The 16,526-nt window shown below is 58.8% G+C and carries 9 protein-coding genes and 1 pseudogene; 5 read left to right on the top strand and 5 right to left on the bottom strand.

The window, feature by feature from the left end; translation table 11 throughout:
• The first annotated feature begins 16 nt into the window (after positions 1-16).
• From istA to ACW4E8_RS30295, 5 genes are all read left to right on the top strand, one after another.
• Positions 17-1,570, top strand: a complete 1,554-nt coding sequence (gene istA / locus ACW4E8_RS30315) for an IS21 family transposase (RefSeq protein ID WP_456807892.1) — start codon at positions 17-19, stop codon at positions 1,568-1,570.
• Between the two features lie 7 nt (positions 1,571-1,577).
• On the top strand, positions 1,578-2,333 hold the full coding sequence (gene istB / locus ACW4E8_RS30310; RefSeq protein WP_456807891.1) for an IS21-like element ISRme9 family helper ATPase IstB: 756 nt from the start codon (positions 1,578-1,580) through the stop codon (positions 2,331-2,333).
• 303 nt (positions 2,334-2,636) lie between these two features.
• Entirely contained in the window at positions 2,637-3,464 is an 828-nt protein-coding gene (locus ACW4E8_RS30305) for a hypothetical protein (protein ID WP_456807890.1), read from the top strand.
• Positions 3,464-4,303 carry a hypothetical protein gene (locus ACW4E8_RS30300; protein ID WP_456807889.1) on the top strand — a complete coding sequence of 280 codons (840 nt, stop codon included), beginning with the start codon at positions 3,464-3,466 and terminating at the stop codon, positions 4,301-4,303. The genes ACW4E8_RS30305 and ACW4E8_RS30300 overlap by 1 nt, the downstream gene beginning before the upstream one ends.
• Before the next feature lie 104 nt (positions 4,304-4,407).
• Positions 4,408-4,791: a hypothetical protein gene (locus tag ACW4E8_RS30295; RefSeq protein ID WP_456807888.1), complete on the top strand. Its 384-nt coding sequence runs from the start codon at positions 4,408-4,410 to the stop codon at positions 4,789-4,791.
• A gap of 51 nt (positions 4,792-4,842) precedes the next feature.
• On the opposite strand, the gene ACW4E8_RS30290 is transcribed toward ACW4E8_RS30295, so the two are convergent.
• The 5 genes and pseudogenes from ACW4E8_RS30290 to ACW4E8_RS30270 all read right to left on the bottom strand — a co-directional run bounded on the left by ACW4E8_RS30290 (position 4,843) and on the right by ACW4E8_RS30270 (position 16,389).
• A complete protein-coding gene (locus tag ACW4E8_RS30290; protein WP_456807887.1) occupies positions 4,843-5,145 on the bottom strand; it encodes a hypothetical protein in 303 nt (100 codons plus the stop codon).
• Between the two features lie 198 nt (positions 5,146-5,343).
• Positions 5,344-6,234 (bottom strand): annotated as a pseudogene (locus tag ACW4E8_RS30285) (IS110 family RNA-guided transposase); the annotation flags it as partial.
• Positions 6,235-6,448: 214 nt separating this feature from the next.
• Positions 6,449-6,586, bottom strand: a complete 138-nt coding sequence (locus ACW4E8_RS30280; protein ID WP_456807953.1) for a DUF5710 domain-containing protein — start codon at positions 6,584-6,586, stop codon at positions 6,449-6,451.
• A gap of 180 nt (positions 6,587-6,766) precedes the next feature.
• Positions 6,767-13,033: a DEAD/DEAH box helicase gene (locus tag ACW4E8_RS30275; RefSeq protein WP_456807886.1), complete on the bottom strand. Its 6,267-nt coding sequence runs from the start codon at positions 13,031-13,033 to the stop codon at positions 6,767-6,769.
• Positions 13,034-13,041: 8 nt separating this feature from the next.
• The gene (locus ACW4E8_RS30270) at positions 13,042-16,389 is read right to left on the bottom strand and encodes an STY4851/ECs_5259 family protein (RefSeq protein WP_456807885.1); all 3,348 of its coding nucleotides are present in this window, start codon (positions 16,387-16,389) and stop codon (positions 13,042-13,044) included.
• Positions 16,390-16,526: the final 137 nt, after the last annotated feature.

Below are 16,526 nucleotides of genomic sequence, written 5' to 3'. Positions count from 1 at the left end.
TCAAGGAAGCAAGCTGATGCCGGCCAACCGGATGACCATGCGCAAGATCAAGGAAGTGCTTCGCCTGAAGTGGGCGTGTGGCCTTTCGCACCGGCAGATCGCCAGGGCGACGGGTGTGAGTGTTGGCGCCGTTTCGCAGTACGCGGCGATGGCGAAGGCAGCGGGGCTGGATTGGCCGCAGGCGGACAGCCTGAACGAGGCTACGCTGGAGCAGCGGCTGTTCGGTGCGCAGAGGCCGGCCAACAGCCCGGGCGGGCGGGTGACGCCGGACTTCCCCTACCTGCATCGTGAGCTGCGCCGCAAGGGCGTGACACTGCAGTTGCTGTGGGAGGAATACCTGGACGCGAATCCAGGGGTCCCCATTTACCAATACACGCAGTTCTGCTGCCGTTACCGGGACTGGGCAGCGACACTCAAGCGGTCCATGCGCCAGCAGCACCGCGCCGGCGAGAAGCTGTTTGCGGACTTCGCCGGCCAGATGGTGCCGATTCTGGACCCGGCAGGCGGCGCTGCCTTCGAAGCCAGCATCTTCGTCGCCGTGCTGGGCGCGTCTAATTACACCTACGCATGCGCCACCCGGGGGCAGACCACTGCCGACTGGATCGGGGGCATGGTCTGCGCGATGGAATTCGTCGGCGGCGTGCCCGAGCTGCTGGTGCCGGACAACCCGCGCGCGCTGGTGGCTCGCCCTGACCGGTACGAGCCGGTGCTGTCCCGGACTGCGGAGGACTTCGTCCATCACTACGGCACGGCCATGCTGCCGGCGCGGCCGCGCAAGCCGCAAGACAAGGCCAAGGTCGAGACCGGCGTGCTGATCGTCGAGCGGTGGATCCTGGCGCGGCTGCGCAACCACCGCTTCTACAGCCTGGGCGAGCTCAACAAGGCCATCAAGAAGCTCGTCGCCGACCTGAACGATCGACCGTTCAAGAAGCTGCCCGGCACGCGCCGTGAGTGGTTCGAGCGGTTAGACCGGCCAGTGCTGCGACCTCTGCCGGCGCGGCGCTATGAGGTGGCAACATTCAAACAGTGCCGCGTCAACGTCGACTACCACGTCGAGATCGACGGACACTACTACAGCGTGCCGCATGCTCTGGTGCGCAAGGCGGTGGAGGCCCGCGTAACCCGCCACACCATCGAGATCCTGTACGGTGGCAAGCGCGTGGCGCTGCACGCGCGCAATACCCGCAAGGGCAGCCACAGCACGGTCAAGGAACACATGCCGGCGGCGCACCGAGCCCACCTCGAATGGACGCCCGGCCGGCTGCTCAACTGGGCAGCGTCAATCGGGCCCAGCGTCGCCGTCATCGTCGAATACCAGCTCACCCACAAGAGCCATCCCGAGATGGGCTATCGCGCCTGCCTGGGTCTGCTGAGCCTGACCAAGAAATACGGCAAGGACCGGCTCGAAGCCGCTTGCGCCCGCGCCGTCGCCATCGGCTCGCTCACGCGCAAGTCGGTGGTCTCCATCCTTGAAAACCATCTGGACCGGCAAGCCACTCTGCCGGTATCGCAAGCCGAGTGGCATTCCCCCATGCACGACAACGTGCGTGGCCCTGACTACTACCATTAGGAAAATTATGCTGATGCAACACACCGTCGGCCAGCTCAAGGCCCTCAAGCTCGACGGGATGGCGCGGGCCTTCGAGGAACAGTCCGTCCTGCCCGCCAGCTCCAGCCTGCCGTTCGAGGAACGCTTCTCCATGCTGGTCGACCGGGAGATTGCTTGGCGCGACACCCGGCGGCTGGAACGGCTGCTGCGCACGGCCAAGCTCAAGCACACCCAGGCGTGCGTCGAGGATGTGATGTATGACGGCAACCGCGGCCTTGACCAGCGGCTGGTCGCCACCCTGGCCAGTTGCGACTGGATCCGCAATGCTCAGAGCCTCATCCTGACCGGGCCGACCGGTGCCGGCAAGTCCTGGCTGGCCTGTGCGTTTGCCCAGCAGGCCTGTCGACAGGGATTCTCCGCGCTCTATCTGCGGGTGCCGCGACTGTTCGAGGAACTGCAGATCGCCCACGGCGACGGGAGCTTCACCCGCCGCCTGGCGCAGCTCGCGCGCATCGATGTCCTGGTGCTGGACGACTGGGGCCTGCAGGAGCCTTCTGAAAGCGCCCGCGGCGATCTGCTGGAAGTTCTGGACGATCGCGTCGGTACCCGCTCGACCATCGTGACCAGCCAGCTCCCGATCGAGCATTGGCACCAGTGGTTGAATGATCCGACGCTGGCTGACGCCATCCTGGACCGGCTGGTCCACCAGGCGCACAAGGTGCCGCTCAAAGGCGAATCCATGCGCAAGCGCACGGCAACCGACGCCAAGAAACGGGCATCGTGATCACCTACGCTACAATCTCCTGACCGCGCAGTACCACCTTCCTTCCCTGATCACGTTCACCGAAACCGCTGATCACCTTCACCGAAATCCGCACGTTGATTCATACCCCCTCGCATACCCCCAAATTCTTTAGGTGCCAGCACGTGGGGCAGCTTCGTGAGACGAGTAAGCAACTTTTGGTGACCTTTCTTGCGCCAGCGTTGGCAAGCGACGACAATATGCCGTCAAACCCAATGAGTGCCTAATGCACAATATCTGATCGGTCGCTGCCTGTCGGACCGATGCGTTCTGATAGGAGTGGCTTTGATTAGCGTTCTGCACGCCGATGCATACTGCGGATTCTCGGCCTGGATCAACGACCACGATGCTGTCCACGCGACTGGTGCTCAGCCTGTCTTCGTGGGGCGAGTTCTATGGCCTGGGGCAAGTGAGCCGGAAGATACGGTGATCAAGCTTTACCCCGCTGACTCGTGCGGGGTGGCAAACGAAGCCATTGGCTTCACGGCGAATGCAATACGGGGCGTTTCCCAACCGGCTAGGGGAGGCGTCATCTTGCTGCCTCAGGGGATGCTGCCAACCTTTGGTGCCGACCTCACGGCATACGTCGACAAGGGCGCTGGCTTGGCTGTATGTTGGGCCGCGACGTTTGTGCAGAACGCCAAGCCGTTTCGCTTCTTGCGTCGCCTAGCCAGTTTCAATCAGAATCAGCTAGCAGCCTTCTTCAAGAGCAAGTTCGCGCATGTCCTCACTGGCGTCGACCATGTCACAGGTAATAGCGATCGCAGTGATGCCAACTTCCTATACCTGGACGATATGAAGTACGTGGCGATCGACCAAGGCTCAGTGGGAGGAGGCCCCTGCTGGCACACCTCGTGGCCAGATGAGATGGCGCTGAATCAACTTAATTTGATGGCGCGGAGGGAATTGACACCTTCGCAACTCTCATCATGGTACACGTCTGTGCTACAAGAGGGCATGGCGACACAGGACGTTTGGCCGGCGGTGTCGGAGCGGGTTCGAGGCGACTTGGCAGGACTCCTGGACCCGGCGCAAATTGACACAATCGTTGAATACATGAGCGCGCGAGCCAGCAACGGTACGCTTGCGCAAGCATGCGGGCGCCTACTCTAATGGACCTCTCTCTTCTTATTTCGCGAGCGGCGGCGGTGCGCGAACCAGTCTTCACTGGAGAGTGGGCGATCCTGTTTTTTCGTCCAGACCTCGGTAGCCAGCAAGACTTCGTCATAGGTGTTGCGGCGGCGATTAAGGGCGACGAGCGTCCATTGCTTAGATGGCTCCCGGCATTCAACAAGCTTTCCAGCCTATACGGTGATGCTCTCAGCGGAACGGACATTCGTGACTTGGTGTCGGGTGCTGAGGCTGCCATTGGCGCGAGCTTCAGGGAAGGACTCGCGAGGGTTTCAACGGGTACGCCGCATATCAGGGTGGTGGCTTGCGGCTACCTCGCTACGGATCACGTCGAGAAGGAACTGACAAGCCTGCTTAAACGCCATGCCGGCGCTCTGTGGGTTGATACCGCGCCGCGTGAGTCGCCAATGGATGATGACTGGGCGTACATGGAGATGCGAAAGGCCTTAGAGTCCTTGCCGCGCAAGATATTTGTGCCTAATCGTGAGTTGACTGTCGGCTCAAGGAAATTGCATGTCGGACTCGACAATGGGACGAGCTTCGGAAATATCCTTTCGGCTCGATATTCCAGCATGCTGACTGTTGAGCGTCATATCTACAAGTCGATCAAAGATGTTCTAGTCGCCCACAATCTTACTCAGCGACACGTTGCGCCCCCCGCGCTATTTGTTGTTCTACCTGATCCGGAAACCCCGGTCGATGGTGCGATTGCGAAGAAGACGGGCCAGTTGCTCGAGGAAGTGCAGGATATGGGGGTCGCTTCATATTCCGATACGCGACCCGAAGCTCTGGCAGGCCAGCTCAAGAGTTGGCTCGCATAACCGTTCCCGATAACCAATAGCCCGCCTCGGCGGGCTTTTTGTTGTCGGTCTCGAACGTAGTACCGGCCGAGACCATCACGGACAAATTTCCGATGGAGGCGAAAATGAGCTCAATTTACTGGAGAGCAATCACGGTGGCATGTGCTGTCGCTATGGCGGCGCCAGCCTGCCACGCAGACTGGAACACATTGCGCTTTGCGTTGGACGAAGCCCGATCGCGATTGGATCGAATCGCCAAGAGCAGTGATTTTGAGGAGGCCAAAGACAACGCCCGTCGTGCCAAAAATGCCCTTGAGGACGCGGCGATGGCCGCAAGTGATATCAATTGTCCCAGCGCCTATTCGGAGCTCGATGATGCCGCCACACGTGCCAGGCGCGCACGGGATGCTCCGGATGTCGACGAGTTCTCCGACAACTATCGGCGTGCAGTCCGTGGATTCAACGATGCCATTGGCTATCTTAGGCAATGCTCACAAGCCCGACGCTGATGCTATGACGTGCAGCACTTTGCTTTTTCAGTTCGCTGGGCCGTCGCCAAATCAGGCCGCGAGACCAAGCGGCAAGGCTGTAGCGTCTGAGATCTCCACGTCCGTGCCCACCAGAGCGTGGATTCTTTCCCTGGCCTGGGCAATGTGAGGGAAGCCACGACGCAATTCCTGCCACATCCGGGCTACCGGAGCCCGAAGGGCTTGACGGCTAGCGGCGCGCAGCGAGTGCACCCAGACCGCCGTGGCCGCATAGGCGGTGGTGTTCCCCTGCTTCTGCAGGTTGATGGCCAGCGCCGTCAGTTGGGTTTCGGCGCCAGGCTTCTTGACCATCAGCGTGAACGGGTCGAGTACCATCGTTCCTGCAGCTTCTAGCCCGTGGCGTACATGCGTTGCAAAGACAACGAGCTCGGCAATCTCTTCGTCTGTCAGCCTTGCAGCATCGTGTCGCAGTTGACGCCACGTTAACTAATCGCATAAAGGTGGCGTTCTTTATTACTTTTGGTGTTAAGTATCATTTCCGGCTTTATCCCGGCATAACCCCTAGTACACCCATCCCTGCTGGATGCCCTTGCGTCGCAAGGCGAAGATTGCCGAGCGCGCACAGTGAATCAACAGCGTCCGCAAGTGGGAGTCGCCACGCTTGCTGATTCCAAGCAGATTTTGCTTTCCACCGCTTGAGTGTTGCCTTGGCACCAGGCCTAGCCAAGCGGCCAACTGCCGGCCATTCTTGAAATGCTTCGCCTCCCCGATTGTTGCCACCGGCGCAGTGGCTGTCACGGGTCCGACACCTGGTATCTTCTCGAGTTTGCAGCGCAGGTCGCTCTGCCTGTGCTACGTTCTAATCTCGGCATCGATCTCCACGACCTGTTGGTGAAGCGCTTTTAGATGGTCCGTCAGGCGTTGTATGAGCTGCCGGAACATCCCGGGTAGTTCATTCGAGCCGTCTTCAATGATGTCCGGTACCCTTTCAGCGATGTAGGCGATACCTTGAGGAAGGACGTAACCGTACTCGCTAAGCAGACCGCGGATCTGATTGGCCTGCGCGGTGCGAGCCCTCACAAATCCCTGACGAGCTCGGTGTAGAGCCAACATTGCCTGTTGCTCAACACTCTTGATCGGAACAAAGCGCATGTTAGGGCGCGTAACCGCCTCACAAATTGCTTCCGCATCCGCCACATCGTGCTTGTTGGTCTTCACATAAGGCTTGACGAACTGCGGTGCCATTAGCCTTACCGTGTGTCCCATGCGTTGCAGCTTTCTAGCCCAGTAATGGGCGCTGCCGCACGCCTCCATACCGAGGAGGGCAGGTGGAATGTTCGCGAAGAAGGTAGCCATCTGCTCACGCCTGATTTGCCTTCTCAACATGACTTTGCCGTTTTCGGCAACCCCGTGAACCTGGAATACGTTCTTTGCCAGATCGATACCAATGGTTGTAGCCTTCATGATGGACGCTCCCTCCGTGAAGTGGTGGTATGCAACTCCACTTTGGCACACCGATGCCGTTCGAGTGGGGGCGTCCATCCCATTGGTTTGGCGCAGTTTCCATCTAGCGGGTTGGCACCAAAAATTCATACGGATCAATGGGTTGCAAGAACCCCTGCACAAAGTGCGGACAGCCCCGAAGCCTTGCTGCATTCGGCTCACCAGCTGGCTACTGTCAGATTTCGTACCAAAAGTACGACGCCGATTCTTGTTGACGGAAACCGGCCGGTAGCCACTGTGTGCGAACGGCTCCATGAGGCAGATTTGGCGGGATAAACCATTTACGCGCTTGCCCGTCCCAGCGCGCACCCAGCGTCTTATTCGGGAAAGGGAACGTCGAGGTAGATGACTTGCACGGCGTAACGAAAGAGGATCCGCATCAAGACGCCATCTTTACCCGAACTAGCTCGGCACGGTGGCATGAGCCCTTTGCACTAGCTCATGCCACCTACGCCGCAGTACGGATGCCGTCCGCGGACTCGATGTTACGCGATCATGCCGGATCGTTCGTGATGTAGATGAACGTCTTCCAGTCGGCGGTGTTTGCCATATTGGTCATTTTGTACTTTTCCGCCATCTGCTCGATCTGCTTTTCCAACGTCGCACCGAAATTGAAATCGGTTTGCTCACGATACTGGGTCTTCGGCTGCCAGTAACCCACACCCTGGTCGAGAATGATTCGGGTTTTCCGTCCCGATGACCACGTCACCGCGAGCACGCGCCCGTGCTGCAGGTCGTTGGTCCGATCCACGAAGCTCAGTTGCGGCGCAACGTCAGTCATGGCTTTGATCCACTCGGTCATGATTTGTTGCAAGTCTGCTGCACCGGCGATGTTCCAGTCATGCTTGACGTGTCGCCCTGGAAGTTCTTCCCTGGGGCTAAGGGTGGCGATCTCCACACGCTGTAGCGCGGCGCCATTGAATAGCGACAGGAACTCACCCAGGACCATGATCGACCACGGCGACCGGAGGTAGCGGTCACAGTATCGAATCTCCACCGCCTGATCATCGCGCAGAAGCGCCGAAAGTTCCGGGCAATGCTTATCGAACAGAGCCTTCAGGCGCGAAGTCACGCCCGACACCTGTCCGTTAAGTTCGTCCAAGACCTCTACCACTGTCGTGCCGGCTTCATTGGTATCCCAACCGTTGGTGTCGATGTCGCGCCCCCGCAATGCTGCAATCCGACCCGACGACACCCAGATAGTCTCGGCCGTGGTGCCCAGCCAATGCTCACCCGGGACCGTATGGGACTCGTCCATACTCAGCAGGGTCTGCGTCACCGCGTCATGATGCAGTTGTAGTACGGGGATAGCCAGTGATGGGCGCTGACCTGTCGCCTCCGCAATCTTGACGCCCAACCGCCCCAGGAAGCCGAGGCTTCGCTTGAGCGAAGTTGTCAGTTCTGCGCCTGCCGGCAGGCAAAGGTTCACGGTGATCTTGTCCCTGAAGAGCCAGGTATGCACGCGATCGCGGAAGCCCGGATGATCCAGATCCCACGCATGCGAATCTCCACTGAGGATGACGCTGAGCGAACGTGCGCCGCGATTGATGTGCTCACGAGCGAATCGGTCGGGCCCAAACGAGCAGTAGTTCGCGCCCGGAATGGCGTTGAATTCCGCAGGAAGTACGAGATGTTCCAGATACTGGTGCTCCAGCATCCATGTCAATGCGGCCTTGCGGTCGATTTCCTCGCGCTCAACCTGACTGTCCTGGCCAGAAAGGCACGACGAACAAACGTTGTCGCAGTTCGCGGGACAGTGCAACTTCCGAGCGGCCACGTTCAGCAACTTGACGAGGTTGGGCACACCAGCCAAAACGAAGCCGGCGCCACCAGCCACCTGATCGAATAGCTGGATGACCGTTCGCACATGTCCAGTCGCGAGGTCCTTTTCCTGGCGGGTACCAAAGCCCATCTCGGTGCTCGCCACACCAAGTTCGTCTGCGATGGCCTCGCGCATAGCGACCGCAAGCGTCGTGGCAATTGCGCGTTCGGACTCCGTAACGCCAAGCCATTGATCTGTGACTGGGCTTCTCAGCGCCAACTCGAACACATCCGTCGTGCTGTGATAGCCGAGGTGAATGTTCTCCATCACATTTGTGCCCGGACAGGCCATCTCTTTGGTACTTCCCCCCGCCATCCCACCGACCGGGCGGTGCGCGACGTCCAGCTTCAGTTGATGGGGGCGCTCATTGTTAAGCGTCATCGATTCTGCACGGCCGCAGGTCATGCAAATCGCGTAGCCGTTTTCGTGCTCGCCGGAAGAGTGATAAAAAACCTTGCCACGATGCCCGAAACGGAAGTGGCCGCAGCGACTGTCTGGCATCGACATCATCTCGCCATCGAGTTGAATGCGCGGTCGCGACACGCGGACGAACTTCTGCGAACTTACGTCGTTGGTCGTACCCTCCCAAAAATCGGTGATAAACCCAACAGGACGCAGGACCTGCTTCCTGTCGCGACGATCGATAGGCGCGTTGCACTGTGAGCAGGAAACCTCCCCACTGTTGGCGTAGTGGTTCTCGTTGACGCCCGATGCCCCGCATGCCCGGCATTGCCAGGCAGTGTCAAATCTTTGGGCTTCATTGGCACGACCTCCCGAATGCCAATGGAGCGCGACGCCTGCCGAGCGGAACACGCGTCCGTCAATGACGATTTGAGAACCCGGTGCGTATTCCCTGATGGCGATATTCAGGCCTCGCGAGGGTTGCTCGCGCAATGAAAAGATGTTGTCTTCGCGACTCTTATTCTCCTTGGCTCGTTCTTGGGCCATGTAGTCTTCGATGTTGTATGCCTTAAGGCTAACCACATCGGTAGGGAAGCCGTAACCGGGCAAGAAAGCTCGACCGGCGAGGTCACGGAGTAGGTACTCCGCCTCATGTCGGTGCAGTTCCTTGGCAAGCGCCTTGCTGTATGGCGACTTTGGCGGAGCGAGCTTAAGCCGCTGATCCAACATGTCCTTCTCATCCGCCCATCGCTCCTGAAGCGGGCGTATTGCCGCCACGGTCGCCTCGACAATGGCATCAAACGGTCGCGTCGTGAGACTCGTCCCGACTGTCAATTGCTGAACCTTTGTCGGCAAACCGACCGGCTTAGATTGCATCCAGTCGATAAAGCGATTGCAAAAGGAGTTCTCCCTCCCGTCGAAAAACCACTGAACGGTCAGCCGAAGACGATCCTCGCCAGTATCAGGAAGCGAATGCAGGAAGTTCCCGAGCAGCATCGAGTTGATATGCCGCTGCACGATTCGATCGGAACTCAGGGTGATGCTCGGAGCCGGGATGGCGGTCACGAATGGCCACGTGGGGTTGCGGAACGCACGCTGATTGTGCGGGTCCCCCTTGCACAGCGTGTAACCAATGGCGCGGGCCTCGCTCCGACGTCCGGCACGCCCAGCTCGCTGCAAGTAGTTGGCTGGGTGGGGAGGGACGTTGTTCATGACAACGGCTGAGATGCCGCCGATATCCACCCCCATCTCCATGGTCGTCGAGCAGTTCAGGACGTTAATCTTGCCCTTCTTGAACATATCCTCGTAAGCCTCCAACTTCTCGGAGGACTGCTGCGCGGAGTGCTCGGCCGTTCGGTAATAAAAGCCGCCTTCCACGGTGCGATCGCTGATGTCAGACCAGAGATTCTCGGCCCGCAGATTCTGAACTCGCTCGTTGGCATTCACCAACGCCCTGATCTCGTTGTGTATCGAGATGGCGCGAGCGCCAGGGGCGAACCCGGAATAGACCGGCAGATCCACCTTGCGGCAGCGGTAGTCGCTATCGCGGAATTTGTGCGGCAAATACGGAGTAAGGCCAACAAACGCGGTGTCAAGCAGGCGGTGCGTGACGGGACAGACCCACGCTTGCGTCGGCAGCGAAAATGTCAGGGATTCGAGGGCGATATCGAACCCATCCTGGTTCTGCTGAAGGATGTCGGCGTGAACGAGTGCCTGCCACGCTTCGACCAGGAAATGGTTGATCACATCGGCATCAGCGGGGCGCTTGCGGTCGAGATTGCACCCAAGCTCTAGCAGCTTAACAAGACGGTTGGCTACGCCTGTCTTGACTTGTGGCCATTTCTTGATCTGGTTGCTTTCAACCCCGTTCCACGCCGGATTCCGGAGAGTTTTTGGCGTGAATTTCGATCCCATCCAGCGCTGCATCGTCTGGTCGAGGCGCACGAACGTGTTTTCCCTCACATGGAAATCGAGCGCAACTTTCAGGAAGTCCTTCCAGTCCTGAACCGTCAGGTTTGTGGATCCGTCGCGGGGGGCAGTCATCGGGCCCGGCTTGCGGTTGAGCCACGCTGTCGGCGCACTGTTGATACGGGCGAGACCTTGATAGCCGACTCGAACCAGCCCGAGCGTTTCCGTACTGTTCTGATTCTTCGGCCGACGCCCGTACTCTCGGGCAAGCAGAAGTCTTGCCATCGTGGAGGGGCCGACCGCCAATGCGGTGGGCGTACCGAGCAGCTCCGGATTGGCGTAGCGGTTGTAGTTCAGAATCGAACGGGAAATGTCCCGTGTCGAGCTAAGCGCGTTCACCATGTCGTGCCAGGGCACTTCGCAAACCGGCTGGAGCGAGACCCCAGCTTCGCGCAATTCCAGTTGCTTCCGGCGTTTGTCCGCTTCCGCTTTCATGCCAAGAGCTTCGAGCCCAGCAATTTGCCTGCGCGCCTCCGCCGGATCTTTCGGGAGATCATCTTGCGGTTCAGCATTTGACCTTGCCAAAGCATTACGAAGTGTTTCGAACACGAGGCCGCGCAAGCGTGAACGTTCTGCCTCCTGCTGCATACGCACCGCCATGCGGGCGGTGCCCTGGCGGCTATCCGTGAACGTGATCAGCTTGCGGCCGCGGCCAGGCAGCTCTTCAGGCGAATCGCCCTCGCAATCCGCGGGGGACGGATCAGGACAGAACTCCAGAACGGTCGGAACGGCGTTGGCCACGTAGAAGGGCGCACCAAGATAGGACAGCCGCAACCCACGTTGAACGCTAGAGAACGGCGCTTCGCAATGGCAGCAGCTAGCGTGTCCGTCGTGCGCTGCAGCGATCTGACGACCTGAGCCAGATCCGTCGATCTCACCAGTGTCGAAATTGATACCCATCAGAAAGTAAGGTTCCTTCTCCGAAGCAAGCGATCCAATCACGTACTTCTCAACTCGTGAGCTCGCGTCTTGGCGGGGAGCATCCGACTCATCGTCGGTTGGGGCCTCGTAGCTGATCTCGAAGTCGTCTTCCGCGTAGGGGCTACGCTGCACCATGTATCCATGGCGGTCTTCTGCCAGCAAATGCGGAGTCTTGCATTCTTCGCAATGCGCGAGTTCAAAGACCGGTTTTCCGCAGTCGCAACGAGGCCGTTGTGTGACATACACGTTACCAAATGGCCATTCCTTCATCCCCGCTGGCTTGGCGCTGCACTCGGGATCCACGCAAGCCCAGAAGCCATGCATCATCCGCTGGAACATGTGGATACGCAACTTGGCGAATGGCTGGACGCCAGGAGCCGGGCGCGTGCCGGTCATCACGTCGAGCCAGCCGAGGACTTCGCGCTGCCGATCGGCTTGAGGGGCGTCGGCGATGCGATCCGCGACAACCTCGACCAGCTCGTTGAGGTCAAGCGGACGACCCTTGCTGACAATGGCGTGCCGAAGACTCGCCGCGACGGGGTGGTGGGCAAGTGCCCCGAATCGCTCAGCCGACACTTCGGCATCGGGGTCGATCGCGAGGATGTCCGAGTAGCTGTGAGAAATCGAATCACCTTGCGGGATGTCAGGAACTTTACGCGTCCCGCCAATGACGACAACTCGATCCGTACCAACGCCGGCGAGGTTAGCCAGATACGCCCGCAACTTTTCCTCTGCATCGCGATCTGCGATGGTTGCTGAGGTCGCAACAAAGCGAATCTCTTCGGCGCTCTTGCCAAAAGCCTGAACGACGCGACGCAGCAGCAATGACAATTCCGCTGCCTGAGAACCCACGTAGGTATGCGCCTCATCCAGAACGATCCACCTGAGGGACTTCTTTTCACGCGAGATTTGGAGTATCGGAGCATCCGCTTGCCGCACCAGCATGTACTCGAGCATGGTGGCGTTAGTCATGAGCATCGGTGCCGGTGCCCTGCGCAACTCTTCGCGCGACAGAATTTGGTTTGGCACGAGGCGCTGCGCATCGCGCACAGCCGCTGCATTTTCTTCGGTATTGCCGTTAAATAGACAAAAGCGGATGTTGGTGTTGAAAGGCCTGGTCCATGCATGCAACCGCTCGCGTTGGGATTTGATGAGCGCATTCAACGGGTATAGGAATAGCGCGCGAACCCCGACGAGTTGCTCTTTGGTGCGTTCGTGTTCGTCGATGAGGTCATTCAGTATGGGCACCATGAAACACTCGGTCTTACCCGAGCCGGTACCGCTCGTGATGACGACGGATTTCGGCGTCTGGCCAAGCAAGGTCTTCCACGCGTGAATCTGGTGCACATAGGGGTGCATGTGAGGTGCGAACTTGTAGTCGCCGATGGCATTGGCCAGCGTCTCAACCAGTCGAGGAGTAAGCAAATTCCCACTCAGCCCAGCGAAGGTCGCATCTTCAGACTCTTGCCAACCGAAAGTGTGTTCGAACACAGGAGGGGCCAAGAAACAGCCTTCGGCGCCAAGGGTGTCACTCATCTGCTCACTCAGGTGGCGACGCAAGCTGGCGTTGCTGATGCCAAGGACGCTCAGAGTCGCTTCCCGAGTGCGGCTCAGGCTTTGTTCAATCAAATTCGTAAAGTAGCGCATCTTTTTTCTCAGTTTTTTTGCGAATGCAGGAGATAGGACACGACCATGCCGTGACAAGGGGCGTACCACGCCTCACGGTCAAAATCGGCTAGTAACCGAATCGAAAACTTAAGGCGAGCTTCGGAGACGGGTAAATCCTCAATCTTTGCCAGGCCGGCGCTAACGTACGCCATGAAGATCGGCAGGATTGTCACGGCATCGGAGTAGTCCACCAACGACAGATTGATCACTGCCGCCGGCAATTTTTGCCGGCGAATCCACTCCTTGAGGTGGAGACCCAAGTCTTGAGGCCAGCGGTCGTTTGCCTCATGGGTGCGCCGCAAGGTCTGGTACCACCCAGGTAAAATTGATTCCAGCGGGACGCGTGGGAGGGTTCGAGCATCCCCAGTCTCCAAATAGCGCCCAAGCTCTTCACACTCTGATACCACGTGACGCAACACCGCGAGGCGGGATTGCAAGACACTTTCCGTGATCGACTCCGAGAATCCTTTTGTATTGAGCCATGCCTTGAACTTTCCGTAGGCGACGGGCCACTGTGGAAGCGGGATGCACTCCCAGAGTGTGGCGAGTTCATCGCGAATGCGTTCGCAGAACGCTTCGTCCATCATCTCAAGGCGAAGGACCGCCATGGCAAGCGCCGATGGATTGCGTGCTAGTGCCAGCCAGGCTTCGAAAGCTGACAACGGCAAATGGTGATAGTTCGTCTTCAGATTCGCGAGATACTGCCAACCAGAATGATCGAGGTCCTCAGCCATCGCTTCGATCGGCCCGGCGAAAGCATTCCGGTTGTGCACCGGGTGAAAGGCGCGAGCCGCCGCATGCAGACTGCGGATCTCACCGACCTTCCAATTGGCGCCGTCGGTCCGGCTGACCTCGGTCGCTTGAACTTCTGGGCGAAACTGTGTGCTTGAGTCGGGAGCCGGGTAGATCAGCCACGGCCCATCGTCGTGCATGGATGCAGGCAGTCCGAATCGGCCGGTGCCAACGCCTTGCGTGGTGATCTCTGGCACCGGGACCGGGGCTTGCTTGGGATCTGTCAAGAGCATCGCCTGAACGCGTGCGTCCGTGCAAACGTGAGCACTTGTCGGCTTGGTCAGGTAAAAGTTCTCCCAGCCATCACCCTCGCGATTCGCGACGCCGTTATAGCGACGCACATAGAACTCAAGCAATTTTTGATCTTCTGCCATAGCCTGGACCGTCAGATAGGCGTCCTGATTTCGGACCGAGCCAAGCATCTGCTGAATGTCGTTCAAGTACCCGAACAGACTGATAAGCCTCGTGCCCGCATCAAAGCCCAACGGGTAGGTCCGCGCGAATCGGTCATCCCGGCTGTTGAACTCAAACCTAAGCAGCGTGCGGGCCGTTCGTGTGGTGGACACGGCCAGGCGCAAACCCATCAAGGTGTTGATGGTCAGATTTCGGTCTGTCAGGGTGCCACCTTCAGCATCGAGAAGGCGGGCACCCAGGTATGGATACGGAAGTTTGAAACGAATCGGCTCGCTGGTGGACTGGCCGTAGACCTCCAGCGCCAAGAACGAGGGGGGCTGTCCCGAAACAGGCTTCAACCACAAGATCGTGTCCTGGCCCGAGACTTCTGTTTCGTATTGAATCTCCGCATCGACTACATGCAATCGGAGTTGCCGCGATTCTCTTATAACCAGACGTGCTCGCCGCTCCGCGACCTCCGGGTAGGAGTCGATCCTGAACCCGACAGGCACTACGCCAATGCGGCGTTGCAGCAGTATGTCGTTATTTTCGTTGCGAACATAGTATCGGATCGCTCCAAATTGCTCCGAACGATTCGCGTTGGTGACGGGGAGCCGGTTACTGTATTGACGAAGTACTGGGTTAGTTGCGTCCGGCTGCTTCGTTACCTCCAGACGCGGCCAGCCACGGTGAACGACGGTCGGCACCGATTCGTAGTAGGCCATTTGCCCCTTAAGCGACAGCGTCCACGGAGACTGTCCAGCATCCCTGAGACGGACCGAGTAACGTTCGCCGCCGTCACCGTTAGCAGATAGGATTGTCAGGTCCGAATCGGCCTCGATCCACCTGGGTCCGCAGTCTTCCTCGCGCACCACGCGCACATCGGCACCCACGTAGGCCAATGCCTGGGGCAATCTGACACGCACACGGCTCGCCGCAGTGGAACAGGACGCACTCGCCACAAACCACCATTCATCTCCACGCAACTCGAAAACCAGAGGCGCATCGTTCAGTGCGAAGGACCCGTTATCGAAGGGAACAAGACAAGCGACGCGACCGTTTGCGAGCAGGCGAAGTGTCAGCCGGTTGCCCAGGTTTGAACGACGCAGGGACAGGTTCGTTTGCAAGAAGCGAACCTTGACCTCTTGTGTCTCAGGGTCACGACAGCCATACGCCGTGCCCGCGCGCGCCAACAAACGGTCGCCCTCGAAGAAGGCGAGCTCAAGACGGCCGGGGTTGACGATGCTCGGATCCATTTGGAACCGAGCGGTGCGCGGAATGGTGACATCGGTCTGATACCACCAGACATCACCATCGTCGAGAAGTCGATGCATGCAGGAGAAGTATCCATCCTCCCTTTGCTGTGCTTCGCGGGTTGCGCGTTGGCGACTTGCATCGATCAGCCACTCGTTAATCAAGGTGCGCGCGTTGTCCTCGTCCAACGGCAGCGGGAAGTTGCGCCGCCAACTCGGATCTCGTTCGTCGAGATACCCCGCCGGATCAGGCCTGCCTTGCAACTCGTGACGAGTCGCCAGATCCATAAGATGCTCAACAATGCCAGCGAGTAATTCGAGCGTTTCAACAGTGCGGAACGTTTGCGGCAGGTCATCCTTGCCGTCGTCCAACATCTCAGCGAGCGTTTTCAGCCCGGATTGGGCGCGGTAGTAGTTTTTCAGCCCCCGGCGTACGACGCGCCCAAAGCCGTGATGCTCGCTCTTGACGAGGGGCCAGGGCAGCCCACCTTCGATAAAAAGCGACCCGAGCAAATTGTCATTCCCGCTCTCATGCTGACGTACCGTCCGCTTCCAGTAAGCGAGGCCATTGTGAACAATGTCGCGGCGCACCGCAGGGGTGAGCTGGCAGCGCAGTTCCTGCTCGAACGGACCCCAAGCCCACCCATCCGGCCCTGCATCGTAGTCGCGCCTGAATCTTTCGGAGACGAACAAACAAAACGCCGCATCCCAAAGGCGGCGGTTGGTCGGCAGCACGACATGTCGCGAAAATTTACGCAAAATGGCGACGAGCTCTTCAAGTTCACTCGCGGACACCTGGTAACCATAAAGTGGGATTCCCGCAGGACCGGAAGTTCCGCGTGCCAGAAAAAATACGGCAAAAAATTCAACGAAAGAGGATTGAGGTGTGGTTGCCATAGTCCGACTCATAATTTCTTGCGCGGCCTCACTCAGCAAGCCTTGAGCAACATCAATGGAATAAGGTCTTTAATGCTTTTTGCAAAAAAGGAGTAGAGGCTCGTTATTGTGGATCTTCTCCCTGTCAGCTTTATAAA

The organism is Cupriavidus sp. CP313 (assembly GCF_054072015.1).
The sequence above is the reverse complement of the archived record's forward strand: the minus strand, read 5'-3'. Positions and strand labels throughout refer to the sequence as shown.